Source organism: Streptomyces sp. Inha503 (assembly GCF_047215865.1).
GTDB classification, from domain to species: Bacteria; Actinomycetota; Actinomycetes; order Streptomycetales; family Streptomycetaceae; genus Streptomyces; species Streptomyces lycopersici.
Genome location: NZ_CP178360.1, coordinates 2,519,101 through 2,534,625, shown reverse-complemented (window position 1 = coordinate 2,534,625; position 15,525 = coordinate 2,519,101). Strand labels below are relative to the sequence as shown.

The following is a 15,525-nucleotide window of genomic DNA, read 5'->3' as shown; positions in this document are numbered from 1 at the left end:
ATACTCGACCACTTTGTCTTGCTCAGGCATGGCGCTATCTCCTTGCGTGGCCGTTTGCTGCGTATGCCTTGGATACGCGTACGGAGGGGGTGGCAGAGACAACGTGCAACGTCGACTCGACCGAGGAAAGGAGGCTCTGAATCCTCGATGGGTCGAATAGGGATCCGTCGAATACGACAGTGCCGTGCAGGGCACTGTCGTCGTCGAAGAGCCAGATGGCGAGTTCGCCGTTCCCGACCCCCAGATCGGCCTCGGCCATCCCGAAGCGGTCACTGGTGATGCCAGGCAGGACGAGATCTGAGGTCAGCGAGCTGATCAGCTGGAACTGCACCAGCGGCGGCGGAAGTTCGGATGACGTGGCCTGCATCGCCGCATAAGGGAGGTCCTGATGCGCGTGGGCACCCAGGACTGCCGTCTGGACGCGTCGCAGAACCTCGCGGAACGTCGGATCGTCGGAGAGATCGATACGGAGGGCGGCGACCTTGGCGAAGAAGCCGATCAGATGGTCGATCTCGGGTCGGCCACGGTTCGCGAAGGGAGTCGCCACCAAAATGTCGTCCAGACCTGATGCCCCGGCCGCGGCCAGCGTGAAGGCTCCGAGCATGGTTTCGTAAAGGGTCACGCCCTCTGCCTGCGCGAGCCTCCGCGCTGCGGATGTCGCGTCCGGGGAAACCGTCCATTCGAGGGATTTCCCGATTGGATCCGCAAGCTTTCGCGGCCTGTCGGTGGGCAGTTCCAGTGCGACGGCGTCCTTGAGGTGCTCTCGCCAATAGGCGTCGTGTTCCTCGCGAGTGGGCCCGGACAGGGCCTTGTGCTCCCAGAGGGCGAAGTCCGAGTACGTCGTGTCGACTTCCGCCAGCCTGGCGGCAGGTCCGCCAGCCAACTCGGTATACAGCATGGACAGTTCACGTACCAGAACATCGAAGGACCAGCCGTCGCCCGCGATGTGGTGCAACATCAGGACAAGGATGTGGTCGTCTTGCTCCAGACGCAGCAGAACGGCGCGGAGCAGAATACCGTCGACCAGGTCGAAGGGGCGTTCCAGTTCCTTCTTGGCGATTTCTGCTGCCGCTTCTGCTGCCGCCGCTTCACGGTCGGTCGTGTTCTTCCCGGTCACCTCGATGAAATCGGCCCTCACCGGCGCCGGCTCGCGGACGATCTGCACGAAGCCGTCGCCGTCGTCGCGGAACCCTGTTCGCAGTGGCTCGTGACGCGCGACGATCCGGGTCAGAGCGCTGTCGAGTACGCCGCGGTCGATCTCGCCGCGTAGCCGGAATCCGTACGGGCAGACGGGAAACGCACCCAGGTCGAGCAGCGAATCACTCATCATGAGCAACTGCTGCTGGGCCAGCGAGATCGGTGCGGGCGTGGTCCGAGGCGCTGCCGTGAGCACGGGCACGTCCCTCGACGGCATTGACCCGATGGCCTGGGCGAGCAAAGCGGGAGTCCGGGCGTCGAACAGCGTACGAAGCGGTAGATCGCGGCCCAACTCGGCACGGATACGCGAGACGGCGCGGGAGGCGAGCAACGAGTGGCCGCCGAGAGCGAAGAAATCGTCGTGCACGCCGACGGTCTGCACATCGAGCACGTCAGCGTAGATCCCGCAAACCGTGGATTCGGTCGCGTTACGCGGGGAGACTGGCAAGGTGGGGGCCGGTGACCAGCTTTCCGGGGCGGGGAGCGCACGCCGGTCGGTCTTTCCGCTCGTCGTCAGCGGCAGCTTGTCCAGGACGATGAACGCGGACGGCACCATGTAAGAGGGGAGCCGCGCCTCGACATGACCGCGCAATTCGACGGCGAGGTCCCTGCCATCCGAGTGGGGCACCACGTAGGCGACCAGTCGTTTGTCGCCGCGGTCGTCTTCTCGGACGGTCACCGCGGCCTGAGTGATGGCCGCGTGTTCGTTCAGGATCGTCTCGATTTCGCCGAGTTCGATTCGGATGCCCCGGATTTTGACCTGGTCGTCGATTCTCCCGAGAAACTCGAGATTTCCGTCCGGCAGCCGCCGGGCCAGGTCGCCGGAGAGGTACATCCTCGGCTCCGAGCCGGTACCTTCGGTGATGAATCGTTGCGTGATGAATCGTTGCTGGGTCAGTTCGGGCCGGGCCAGATAGCCGCGGGCGAGACCGATCCCCGATATGCAGACTTGCGCCGGTACGCCGTCGGGTACGGGACGAAGTGCGTCGTCGAGAAGGTGGATGCGCGTATTGTCGATCGGTTTCCCGATGGGGGCTGTGGCCGGCCAGGCGGAGACATCCTCGGGAAGCGTGTAGCCCGTGACGAGCTGGCTCTCCGCCGGGCCATAGTGGTTGTGCACCCGCAGCTGCGGGCGGTGCAGGCACACCTCTCGCAGCTTGCCGTCCAATACGAGCGCCTCGCCGCCCTGGCAGAGGTGTCGCAATGTCGACAAGCCGGTGCCGTGCGGGTCGACGTGCTCGACCAGCGCGCGCAGCACCGTAGTGGGTGCGTAGATACGCGTGATACGGCTGTCGTCGATCCATTGTGCGAGTCGCGCGGGGTCCAGCCGTATGTCGTCGGGGGGAATGACAAGCGTGCCCCCGAGCAGCGCGGAGAAGATCTCCTGAACCGAGTAGTCGAACGTCGCGGTGATGAACTGGGCGGTGCGACTGGCCGGCTCGCGACCCATCGTGCGTTCCTGCCACAGCAGCAGGTTGACGACGCAGATGCCGGGCATGAGTACGGCCTTGGGACGGCCCGTGGAACCGGAGGTGTAAATCGCATAGGCCAGGCTGTTGCGGTCGGTCGTCACATCGGGCGCGCTTGCGGGCTGACTTTCGAGGCCGGGGTCGTCCGGGAGAACGATGTCGCGGACATCGGAGAATCGAGCCCGGTGTTCCTCCTGTGCGATGACCGTGGATATGTTGGAATCGTCCAACACGAAACGGGTGCGCTCGATGGGATGCTCGGGGTCGATGGGCACATAGGCCGCACCGGCCTTGAGAATGCCGAGCATTCCCACGATCATATCGGCGCCCCGGTCGACGCAGAGACCGACGAGTTCGCCGGGGCGAACGCCTCTGTGCCGCAGTAGGTGCGCCATCTTATTGGCCCGCCCGCCGAGTTCGGCATAGGTCAGCGTGACTCGTTCATCGACGACGGCAATCGCATCGGGGTTTCGTGCTGCCGCGTCCGCCAGCAATTCCGGCAGCGAATCGAACGGCAAGGCTCGGTCTGTTTCGTTCGATTCCACCGTCGGTAGGTCGGTATCGACCTCCGACGCGAGTGAAATCTGCGAGATCGGATCGTCCGGGTTGTCGAGTACGCCGCGCAGGACGAGCGTGAACTGATCCAGCATTCGTTCCATACGAGCCTCGTCGAACAGCGCTCGGCTGTACCAGACCTCGCCCGTCAACCTGTCGCCGGTGGGATCCTCGTAGACATGAAACTCCAGGTCCATGCGGGTGAAGAACTGGTTCATATCGAAAGGCTCGGCCGCGACTCCCGGCAGCGAAAGCGTGCTCGACACCAGCGGCATCAGCTGGAAGAGCACCTGCACGACCGGGTTCGCCGACAGGTCGCGCTGCGGTGCGACCTTCTCGACGAGGAGGTCGAACGGCAGCTCGGCGTTGGCGAACGCGCCCATGGCGTTCGTACGGGTCCGCAGGAGAAGCTCGCGGAAGGTCGGATCGCCTGACAGATCGCCGCGCAGCACCACCGTGTTCACGAACATGCCGATCAGCCCCTCCACCTCCGCGTGATTGCGGTTGGCGATCGGGGTGCCGACCAGGACGTCATCGGTGCGCGCGTAGCGGGACAGCACCACCTGGAAGGCGGCCAGCAGCGACATGAACAGCGTGGTGCCCGTCGACCGGCTCAGCTCCTTGGCCGCGGTCACCAATTCCGTCGGCGGGCACCACGCCACCGTGCCCGCGTCCGAACTGCCGACCGGCGGTCGTGGCCGATCGGCCGGCAACCCCAGCACCATCGGGGCATCCCGCAGGTTCTCCTGCCAGTAGTCCAGCCGCTTCCGGAGCTTGGTGCCCGACAACGCCTTGCGTTCCCACTGGGCGAAGTCCGCGTACTGCGACGGGAGCGCGGGCAGATCGGCCTCCGCACCGCGAAGCAGCGCCGCGTACTGGGCAGAGAGTTCCATCCGCAGGATGGCCAGCGACCAGCCGTCGCCGGCGATGTGATGCACCGTGAGCGCCAGTACGTGGTCGTCGTCGGCGAGCCGTACCAGCAACGCTCTCATCACGGGACCGGTGTGCAGGTCGAATGGCTCGGCTGTCTCCCGCCGGACCAAGGCTCTGGCGTGGTCCTCGTCCCGAGCGTCCAGTTCTCGCAGGCACACGACATCCGCGGGCTGGATCCGCTGGAGTGGCTCGCCGTCCTCCGCGTCGAATGCGGTCCGAAGCGCCTCATGACGGCTTGCGACGAGGCCGAGAGCGCGCCTGAGGACCGTGGTGTCCAGGGCGCCCCGCAGCCGCTGCACGAGTGGCAGGTTATAGGAATTGCTGTCGGGCGCGAGCTGCTGCATGAGCCACAGACGTTGCTGCGAGAAAGACGCCGGAAGTGGCCCGTTCCGATCCGCGCGACTGATGCCGCCCTCGTCAATTCTGCGACGCTGACGCCGAGTCCGCGAAGCAGCGAAAGCTGGTTTAACAGGCCTTGGGCGGGGACTGTCGGAAGCCATTCACCTCTCCTGGAAAGGCGTTCGTTAGCTGCGGTCGGAGACGGCCTTTCCAAACAAATCCGATGGACGGTTTCCGGGGTCCTCCCCGTGACCTGTGTGCACCTTCTCGCGGCGCGGCTGGACTGCGGCGTAATAGATGGCCCGAAGGGCCGAGCGTGACTTGATCCAAGAAGACACCCCAGGTCGCAGTCCACGCAACCCCCTAGGCTTCCTGCCTGCTGAATCGTGCATCGAGCGGTGATCAACATAGGGGGTGGAGGGGTATGGAGGACTTCTCCGTGAGGCTGCTATCGTTCGGAAGAGATTGTCGGTGTGCATCGCTGGTGGCTGATTAGGGTCGGTTTAGGGTCGGTTTAGAGGTATCAGAACACCGTACTTTGCCGGAAGGTGTATTAATGTCACGCGCGGAACTGGTACGGCCCATTTATGATCTGCTTCGCGCGAATGCTGAACGCCTCGGCGGCAAAATGGCGTACGTGGACTCGCGGCTCGCACTGACGCATGCCGAATTGGCCGTGCGGACCGGGCGGATCGCCGGGCACCTGGTGGACATGGGCGTGGACCGGGGCGACCGAGTCGCGATCCTGCTGGGGAACCGCGTCGAGAACATCGAAAGCTATCTGGCGATCACCCGGGCCAGCGCGGTGGCCGTACCGCTCAACCCGGACGCGACCGAGGCCGAGGTCGCCCACTTCCTGTCGGACAGCGGCGCCGTAGTCGTCATCACTGACTCCGCTCATCTCGACGATGTGCGTCGCACGGCCCCCGCTGTGACCATCGTTCTGGTGGGTGAGGAACGAATTCCGCCCGGGGTACGCTCATTCGCTGAGCTGGCCACCGCCGAGCCCCAACAGTCAGCACGCGACGACCTGGGGCTCGACGAAGCAGCCTGGATGCTCTACACCTCCGGCACCACAGGCACCCCGAAGGGCGTCCTGTCGACCCAGGGCAGCGGCCTCTGGTCCGCGGCGTATTGCGATATCCCCGCTTGGGAGCTGACCGAGAACGACGTTCTGCTCTGGCCCGCGCCGCTGTTCCACAGCCTCGCCCTCCACCTGTGTGTCTTGGCCACCACCGCCGTCGGCGCGACTGCGCGGATCATGAACGGTTTTGTGGCGAGCGAGGTGCTCGAAGAGCTCACGGAGCATCCGTGCACCGTGCTCGTCGGCGTGCCGACGATGTTCCGCTATCTCCTGGGAGCCGCCGACACGTTCGAACCGCGGGCATCGTCGCTGAAAATGGGCCTGGTCGCCGGCTCCGTCGCGCCCGCTTCCCTCATCGAGGGCTTTGAGGACGTCTTCGGCGTACCACTGCTCGACACCTACGGCTGCACCGAGACCAGCGGATCCCTCACCGTGAACTGGCTCAGCGGACAACGGGTCCCCGGTTCGTGCGGCCTCCCCGTCCCGGGGCTGTCCCTGCGCTTCGTCGACCCCATCAGCGGCGCCGACGTCGCGGACGGCGAAGAGGGCGAGCTGTGGGCCAGCGGGCCGAGCATCATGATCGGCTACCACGAGCAGCCCGAAGCCACGGCCGAGGTGCTCTCGGACGGGTGGTACCGCACCGGTGACCTGGCCCGCCGCAGCGAGACGGGACACGTCACCATCACCGGCCGGATCAAGGAACTCATCATCCGAAGTGGTGAGAACATCCACCCGCACGAGATCGAGGCCGTCGCGCTCGACGTGCCCGGGGTCAAGGATGCGGCAGCGGCAGGCAAGCGGCACCCCGTGCTCGGCGAGGTTCCCGTGCTGTACGTCGTGCCGGAAACGGGCGGTGTCGACGCCGACATGGTGCTCACCGTGTGCCGCGAACGGTTGTCGTACTTCAAGGTGCCAGAGGAGATCTACCGGGTCGACGCCATCCCGCGGACCGCGTCCGGCAAGGTGAAACGCTCCTCCCTCACGGAGGAACCGGCCGAATTGCTCGCCGGAGCGAGCGGCGGCGAAACCCTGCACCGGCTGGAGTGGATTCCCCTCGAACTGCCGGAACAGGCCTCCCCGGACGGCCATGTGGTCGTACGCGTCGACTCCCTGGCGTCCGACGACGCCGACCTGGCCGACGCGGTCCGCGATCTCGCGCGGTCCTGGCTCGCCGACAAGCGGCGTGCCGATTCGACACTCGTCTTCGTCACCCGCCGTGCCGTGCACACCGGTCCCTCCGACATCCCGGTCCCCGAGCACGCGGCGGCATGGGACGCGATCCGCAGGGAACAGACGGAGAACCCCGGCGTCTTCGTCGTCATTGACGTCGATGACGATGACGGTGTCGACGTCAATGACGGCGAAGACGACGACACCCTCCTGCCCGCTCTCGCCGGGCTCGGAGAACCACAGGTAGCGCTGCGCTATGGCAATCCACTCGTCCCGCGACTGGCCCACGCGAACACCCCGGACAGCGGCTCGCTCACGATCCCCGAGGACCGTGCGTGGCTGCTGGAGCACTCCCGCAGCGGAACCCTGCGAGACCTCGCCCTGGTACCCGCCGATGCCGCTGAGCGGCCCTTGCACCCCGGCGAGGTGCGGATATCCGTGCGCGCCGCGGGTTTGAACTTCCGCGACGTTCTCATTGCTCTGGGTACGTACCCAGGTGAGGGCCTGATGGGGGGCGAGGCCGCGGGCGTGGTGCTCGAGGTCGGCTCGGAAGTATCCGACCTGGCCCCGGGAGACCGGGTCTTCGGGCTTGTGGGAAGTGCGTTCGGGACGGTCGCGATCGCCGATCGCCGTCTGCTCGGTGCGATACCCGATACATGGTCGTTCGCGACGGCGGCCTCCATCCCCATCGTGTTCGCCACCGCCTACTACGGGCTGGTGGACCTGGCCGGCCTCAGCGCCGGCGAGTCCGTCCTGATACACGCCGCCGCGGGTGGTGTGGGCATGGCGGCGACTCAGATCGCCCGGCACCTGGGTGCGCGGATCTTCGCGACCGCCAGCGCGGGCAAGCAGCACATCCTGAGTGAGGCGGGCCTGGAGGACACCCGGATCGCGGACTCCCGCACACTCGCTTTCCGGGAAGCGTTCCTGAACACCACCGACGGCCAGGGCGTCGACGTCGTCCTCAACTCTCTCAGCGGTGACTTCGTCGACGCCTCCCTCGACCTGCTGCCCCGCGGCGGCCGGTTCCTGGAAATGGGCAAGACCGACATCCGCGACGCGGACCGGATCACCGCGGACCGGCCTGGTACCACCTATCAAGCTTTCGACCTGCTGGACGCCGGTCCGGACCGGCTGCGAGAGATCATCGCCGAGCTGCTCGCCCTGTTCGCACAGGGTGTGCTGCGACCGCTGCCCCTACTGACCTGGGATATCCGCAAGGCCCGCGATGCATTCAGCTGGATGAGCCGCGCCCGCCACACCGGCAAGATCACCTTCACCATTCCCCGGCAACTCGACCCCGGCGGTACGGTCCTGATCGCCGATGGGTCAGGCGTCCTGACGGGAACCGTCGCCCGGCATCTGGTGGCCGAACAGGGCGTGCGTCATCTGCTGCTGCTCTCCCGCAGCACCCCGGACGAAGCACTGATCAACGAGCTGATCGAGTCGGGCGCCCGGGTCGACACGGCGGTCCGTGACGTGTCGGATCGTGCCGGGCTGGAGCACGCGCTGGCCGGGATATCACCGGAACACCCCCTCACCGCAGTGATCCACACCGGCGGTCCCGCCGTTGCTCACGAGAGCCACCAGCTGCACCGCCTCACGAAACGCCTCGACCTCGCCGCCTTCGTTGTCTTCAGCCAAGACGCGCCTGCCTCCGTGGACGCCCTCGCCCGGCGCCGCCGCGCCGAAGGCCTGCCGACCACGACGATCGCCTGGGGCATACCCGAAGCCGAAGCGGTCGTGGTCCAAGGCCCCCTGCTGGGCCGCGCGATGGCTTCCGCCGACTCGGCTCACATTGTCACGCGTCTGGACACCGTCGGTCTGCGAGCACTGGCCGCGGCCGACACGCTTCCACCGCTCCTCCGGAACTTGGTCGGTGCGCAAACCGACAACACCCAACAGCAAGCGTGGTCACGGCAGTTGCTGGCCGCAGAGGCCGCCAGAGAGCAGGCGCTGCGCGATCTGGTCCGCAGCTGCGTCATGGACATTCTGGGCCTCTCCGCGGCCGATCGGTACGCACCTGACAAGACGTTCCGCGAGATGGGCATCGACTCACTGACCGCGGTGGAACTGCGCAACAGCCTGGCGAAGGCGACGGATCTGCGGCTGCCCGCCACGATGGTGTTCGACTATCCGACTCCGGCCGTGCTCGTCGTCCGGTTGGGGGAGCTGTTCACGGGTGAGAGCGCTGCTCCGGTACGTACGTCGGTGTCGGCGGTGGGGCAAGGCGAGCCGTTGGCGATCGTGGGTATGGCGTGTCGCCTGCCGGGTGGGGTGTCGTCGCCGGAGGATCTGTGGCGCTTGGTCGAGTCGGGTACGGACGCGATTTCCGGTTTCCCCACCGACCGTGGCTGGGACGTCGAGGGCCTGTTCGATCCGGATCCGGACGCGTCCGGAAAGTCGTACTGCGTGCGGGGCGGTTTCCTGGACTCCGTAGGTGGCTTCGATGCCTCGTTCTTCGGGATCAGTCCCCGTGAGGCACTCGCGATGGACCCGCAGCAGCGGCTGCTGTTGGAGGTGTCCTGGGAGGCGTTCGAGCGGGCGGGGATCGAGCCCGGTTCCGTTCGGGGTAGCGACACCGGTGTCTTCATGGGCGGTTTCCCCGGTGGTTACGGCGCCGGTGCTGACCTTGAGGGTTTTGGGGCGACTGCTGGTGCGGCGAGTGTGCTGTCGGGGCGGGTGTCGTACTTCTTCGGTCTTGAGGGCCCCGCCATCACGGTGGACACGGCGTGTTCTTCGTCGTTGGTGGCATTGCACCAGGCGGGGTATGCCCTGCGGCAGGGTGAGTGTTCGCTGGCCCTGGTCGGAGGCGTCACGGTGATGGCGACGCCGCAAAGTTTCGTGGAGTTTTCGCGGCAGCGTGGCCTGGCGGGTGACGGCCGGTGCAAGGCGTTCGCCGACGCCGCGGATGGCACGGGGTGGGCCGAGGGTGTCGGTGTGCTGTTGGTTGAGCGTTTGTCGGATGCTCAGGCCAAGGGCCACCAGGTGTTGGGGGTGGTGCGGGGCTCGGCGGTCAACCAGGACGGGGCGTCGAACGGCCTGTCCGCGCCGAACGGTCCTTCGCAGCAGCGGGTGATCCGGGCCGCTCTCAGCAACGCGGGTTTGACCACGGCTGAGGTGGATGTGGTCGAGGCGCATGGCACGGGTACGACGTTGGGTGATCCGATCGAGGCCCAGGCCGTGCTCGCCACGTACGGCCAGGATCGTGAGCAGCCGTTGTTGCTGGGCTCGTTGAAGTCGAATATCGGTCATGCGCAGGCTGCTGCGGGTGTGTCGGGTGTCATCAAGATGGTGATGGCGCTGCGGCACGGGCTGGTGCCGCGCACGTTGCATGTGGATGAGCCGTCGCGGCATGTGGACTGGTCGGCGGGCGCGGTTGAGCTGGTGGCGGAGAACCAGTCCTGGCCCGTCACTGGTCGGCCGCGCCGGGCGGGTGTGTCGGCTTTCGGGGTCAGCGGCACGAACGCTCACGTCATCCTGGAGAGCGCACCGGCTCAGGCTTCGGAGGAGGCCCAGCCTGTTGTGACGCCCGTGGTGGCGTCGGAGTTGGTGCCGCTGGTGGTGTCGGCCAAGACCGAGTCCGCTCTGGCTGAGGTCGAGGGCCGGTTGCGTGCGTATCTGGCGGGGTCGCCCGGGGTGGATATGCGGGCTGTGGGGTCGACGCTGGCGGTGACGCGGTCGGTGTTCGAGCATCGGGCTGTGCTGCTGGGCGACGACACTGTTACCGGCACTGGCACCGGCGCTGCTGTGTCCGACCCCCGGGTGGTGTTTGTGTTCCCGGGTCAGGGGTGGCAGTGGTTGGGGATGGGCAGTGCGCTGCGGGGTTCGTCGGTGGTGTTCGCGGAGCGGATGGCCGAGTGTGCGGCGGCGTTGAGTGAGTTTGTGGACTGGGATCTGTTTGCGGTGCTGGATGATCCGGTGGTGGTGGACCGGGTCGATGTGGTTCAGCCTGCGTCGTGGGCGGTGATGGTTTCCCTGGCGGCGGTGTGGGAGGTGGCCGGTGTGCGGCCGGATGCGGTGGTCGGTCACTCGCAGGGTGAGATTGCCGCGGCGTGTGTGGCGGGTGCGGTGTCGTTGCGGGATGCGGCGCGGATCGTGACGTTGCGCAGTCAGGTGATCGCGCGGGGACTGGCGGGCCGGGGTGCGATGGCATCGGTTGCGTTGCCCGCGCGGGATGTCGAGTTGATCGAGGGGGCGTGGATCGCGGCTTGTAATGGTCCCGCGTCCACGGTGATCGCGGGTGAGCCGGATGCGGTGGACCGTGTGCTGGCGGTTCATGAGGCGCGAGGGGGGCGGGTGCGGCGGATCGCCGTCGATTACGCCTCGCACACCCCGCATGTCGAGCTGATCCGTGACGAGCTACTGGGTGTCACCGCGGGTATCGGTTCGCAGGCTCCGGTGGTGCCGTGGCTGTCGACCGTGGATGGAACGTGGGTCGAGGGCCCCCTGGATGCGGAGTACTGGTACCGGAACCTGCGTGAACCGGTGGGTTTCGACTCTGCGGTGGGCGAGCTGCGTGCCCAGGGTGACACCGTGTTCGTCGAGGTCAGCGCCAGCCCGGTGTTGTTGCAGGCGATGGACGACGATGTCGTCTCGGTTGCCACGTTGCGTCGTGACGACGGGGGCGCCGCACGGATGCTCACCGCTCTGGCGCAAGCGTTTGTCGAGGGCGTGACCGTCGACTGGCCCGCGGTGCTGGGCAATGTCCCGGGCCGGGTGCTGGATCTTCCGACGTACGCCTTCGAGCATCAGCGGTACTGGCTCAAGAGCGTGGACCGGTCGACCGCCGATGGACATCCGCTGCTGGGCACGGTAGTGGCGCTGCCCGGCTCCGACGGTGTGGTGCTGACCGGGCGGGTATCGCTGGCCACGCATGCGTGGTTGGCTGATCACGCGGTGCGGGGCAGTGTGCTGCTGCCCGGTACCGGGTTTGTTGAGCTGGTCGTCCGCGCCGCCGATGAGGTGGGGTGTGACGTCGTCGATGAGCTGGTGATCGAAACCCCGCTTCTGCTGCCGTCGTCCGGCGGTGTGCAACTGTCCGTATCGGTTGCCGAGGCTGATGAGTCCGGACGCCGGGCGGTGACGGTCTTCTCCCAGGGGGACGACACGGACACCTGGACCCGGCACGTCACGGCGACAGTCAGTGCCTCTGACTCGACGGTCTCGCTGCCGGAGCTTGCTGCTTGGCCTCCCGCAGGGGCACAGTCGGTGGACCTGGGCGATTTCTACGACCAGCTGACCGGGGCCGGTTATGAGTACGGTCCCGCCTTCCAGGGGCTGCGGACTGCGTGGCGCGACGGGGACACTGTCTTCGCCGAGGTTGCTCTGGCTGAGGAGCAGGCGCAGGAGGCGGCACGGTTCGCGGTACATCCGGCGCTGTTGGACGCCGCTCTGCACGCCAGCAATCTGAACACACTCGACACCGCCGCCGAGCAGGGTGTGCGGCTGCCGTTCTCTTGGAACCAGGTTTGGGTCCACGCCACGGGGCCGGCGATGCTGCGTGTGGCGGTGACACAGGCGGCGGACGGCTGGAGTGTGCGGGTCGCCGACGACGGCGGCCAGCCCGTGGCTACCGTCGGCTCGCTCGTAACGCGGGCGGTGACGGCCGATGCGCTCGGTACCGCTGCCGATGACCTGCTCGCCTTGACGTGGACGGAGATCCCGGCCCCTCAGGAGAGCGGTCTGACGGTTGGCCGGTTCGAGGATCTGGTGTCGGGCGGAGATGTGCCGGTGCCCGAGGTGGTGGTCTTCACCGCACTCCCCGAGCGCAGCGAGAACCGGCTGGATCCGCTGGATCCGCTGGACCCGCTGGCACAGACCCGTACGCTGACCGCCCAGGTTCTTCAGGCAGTCCAGACCTGGCTGGCCGGGGAACGCTTCACCGACAGCACGCTGGTTGTACGGACCGGAACTGGTTTGGCCGCCGCCGGGGTGTCGGGGTTGATGCGTTCGGTCCAGTCGGAGCACCCGGGCCGGTTCGTTTTGGTGGAAAGCGACGACGACACCCTCACCCCGGACCAGCTGGCGGCCACCATCGGGCTCGATGAGCCGCGGCTACGGGTCTGCGACGGCCGGTTCGAGGTGCCGCGGCTGGCGCGGGCGAATGCGCCGGAAAGCAGCCCGCTGACGATTCCCGACAGTCGTGCCTGGCTGCTGGAACAACCCCGCAGCGGAACCCTGCAAGACCTCGCTCTCGTACCCACCGACACCGCCGAACGGCCCCTGCAACCCGGCGAAGTACGCATAGACGTACGCGCCGCGGGGCTCAACTTCCGCGATGTCGTCGTGGCACTCGGCATGGTCGACGACAAACGCCTGGCAGGCGGTGAGGCCGCGGGCGTGGTGCTCGAGGTCGGCCCGCAGGTACAGGATCTGGCCCCGGGAGACCGAGTGTTCGGTCTTGTGGGCGGCGGGTTCGGGGCGGTCGCGATCGCTGATCGTCGGATGCTGGGTGTGATTCCTGATGGTTGGTCCTTCACTACGGCGGCATCCGTCCCGGTGGTGTTCGCCACCGCGTATTACGGGTTGGTGGATCTGGCCGGGCTGAGTGCGGGCGAGTCGGTGTTGATCCACGCCGCGGCGGGTGGTGTGGGCATGGCGGCGACCCAGATCGCCCGTCATTTGGGTGCGCAGATCTTCGCGACGGCCAGTACCGGTAAGCAGCACGTCCTGCGTGAAGCCGGTCTGGAAGACACCCGCATCGCCGACTCCCGCACGCTGAGTTTCCAGGAAACCTTCCTCAACAACACACACGGGCGGGGTGTCGATGTCGTCCTGAACTCCCTCAGTGGTGACTTTGTCGATGCCTCGCTTGATCTGCTGCCCCGCGGCGGCCGGTTCGTGGAGATGGGCAAGACCGACATCCGCGATGCGCAGCAGGTCACCGCCGAGCGGCCGGGTACCAGCTACCAGGCGTTCGACCTGATGGACGCCGGCCCGGACCGGCTGCGGGATATTATCGCTGAGCTGCTCACTCTGTTCGCACAGGGTGTCCTACAACCCCTGCCGGTGCGGGCCTGGGACATCCGTCAGGCTCGTGATGCGTTCAGCTGGATGAGTCGCGCTCGCCACATCGGCAAGATCGTCCTCACCATCCCCCGCCGGCCCGACCCCGACGGCACCATCCTGATCACCGGCGGCTCCGGCGTCCTGGCAGCCATCCTCGCCCGCCACCTGGTAACCGAACACCGCGCACGCCATCTGCTGCTGCTCTCCCGCACCACCCCCGGCCAAACACTCATCAACGAACTCACCGAGCTCGGCGCCCAGGTCGACACCGCGGCCTGCGACGTATCGGACCGCGCCGAGCTGGCACGCGCACTGGCCGGTGTATCACCGCAACACCCGTTGACCGCGGTGATTCACACCGCCGGTGCACTCGATGACGGTGTGGTGGAGTCCCTGAGTGCGCGGCGGCTGGAGACGGTGCTGCGGCCCAAGGCCGACGGGGCCTGGTACCTGCATGAGCTGACCCGTGATGCCGATCTGGCGGCGTTCGTCATGTATTCCTCGGCGGCTGGTGTGCTCGGTAGTGCGGGGCAGGGTAATTATGCGGCGGCCAATGCGTTCGTGGATGCGTTGGCGGAGCAGCGTCGTGCTGAGGGTCTGCCTGCGCTGGCGGTGGCGTGGGGTTTGTGGGAGGACGCCAGTGGTCTGACCGTCGAAATGACTGAGACGGATCGTGACCGGATCCGGCGTGGTGGCTTGCGGGCCATCTCTGCGGGTCGTGGGATGGGTTTGCTTGAGGCGGCGTCACGTCATGGTGAGCCAGTTTTGCTCGCTGCGGCGATGGAGCCTGTGCGTGATGTCGAGGTTCCGGCGTTGTTGCGTTTGTTGCAGCGTCCGGTTGCCCGGCGGGCTGCTTCTACCGGCGGTTCGTCGGTGCGGTGGCTGGCTCGGTTGGCGCCTGTGGAGCGGGAGAAGGCGCTGCTGAAGGTGGTGTGTGACGGCGCCGCGACGGTTCTGGGACATGCCGACGCCAGCACGATTCCGGCGGCTGGTGCGTTCAGGGATCTGGGTGTGGATTCGCTGACTGCGGTGGAGTTGCGGAACCGTCTGGCGAAGGCGACGGGGTTGCGGTTGCCCGCCACGTTGGTGTTCGACTACCCGACCCCGGCGGCCTTGGCTGCTCGGCTGGGGGAGTTGTTCGTCGGTGAAACCCCTGTTGCAGTCCCTACGTCGGTGTCGGTGGTGGGGCAGGACGAGCCGTTGGCGATCGTGGGTATGGCGTGTCGCCTGCCGGGTGGGGTGTCGTCGCCGGAGGATCTGTGGCGCTTGGTCGAGTCGGGTACGGATGCGGTCTCTGGTTTCCCCACTGATCGTGGCTGGGATGTGGAGGGTCTGTTTGGGCCCGCAGCTGGTGACTCCTATCGCTTGCGGGGTGGTTTCCTGGATGCTGCGGGTGGTTTTGATGCCTCGTTCTTCGGGATTAGTCCGCGTGAGGCGTTGGCGATGGATCCGCAGCAGCGGCTGGTGCTGGAGGTGTCCTGGGAGGCGTTCGAGCGGGCCGGGATCGAGCCTGGTTCCGTACGCGGTACTGATACCGGTGTTTTCATGGGTGCGTACCCCGGTGGCTACGGCATCGGTGCCGACCTCGGCGGCTTCGGGACGACTGCCGGTGCGGTGAGTGTTCTGTCGGGGCGGGTGTCGTATTTCTTCGGACTTGAGGGGCCGGCGTTCACAGTCGACACGGCGTGTTCGTCGTCGTTGGTGGCGTTGCATCAGGCGGGGTATGCGCTGCGGCAGGGTGAGTGTTCGCTGGCCCTGGTCGGTGGC

The 15,525-nt window shown here is 66.8% G+C and carries 2 protein-coding genes (1 of these 2 only partly in view); one reads left to right on the top strand and one right to left on the bottom strand.

Annotated features, from left to right (window positions below; all coding sequences use genetic code 11):
• Positions 1 to 34: 34 nt before the first annotated feature.
• A complete protein-coding gene (locus tag ACJX2R_RS10225) occupies positions 35 to 4,654 on the bottom strand; it encodes an amino acid adenylation domain-containing protein (protein WP_413099803.1) in 4,620 nt (1,539 codons plus the stop codon).
• A gap of 395 nt (positions 4,655 to 5,049) precedes the next feature.
• On the opposite strand from ACJX2R_RS10225, the gene ACJX2R_RS10220 reads away from it, so the two are divergent.
• Positions 5,050 to 15,525 carry the beginning of an SDR family NAD(P)-dependent oxidoreductase gene (locus ACJX2R_RS10220; RefSeq protein ID WP_413099802.1) on the top strand. It continues 15,309 nt past the right edge of the window, so the window shows 10,476 of its 25,785 coding nt (coding positions 1-10,476); its start codon is at positions 5,050 to 5,052; its stop codon lies off the right edge, out of view.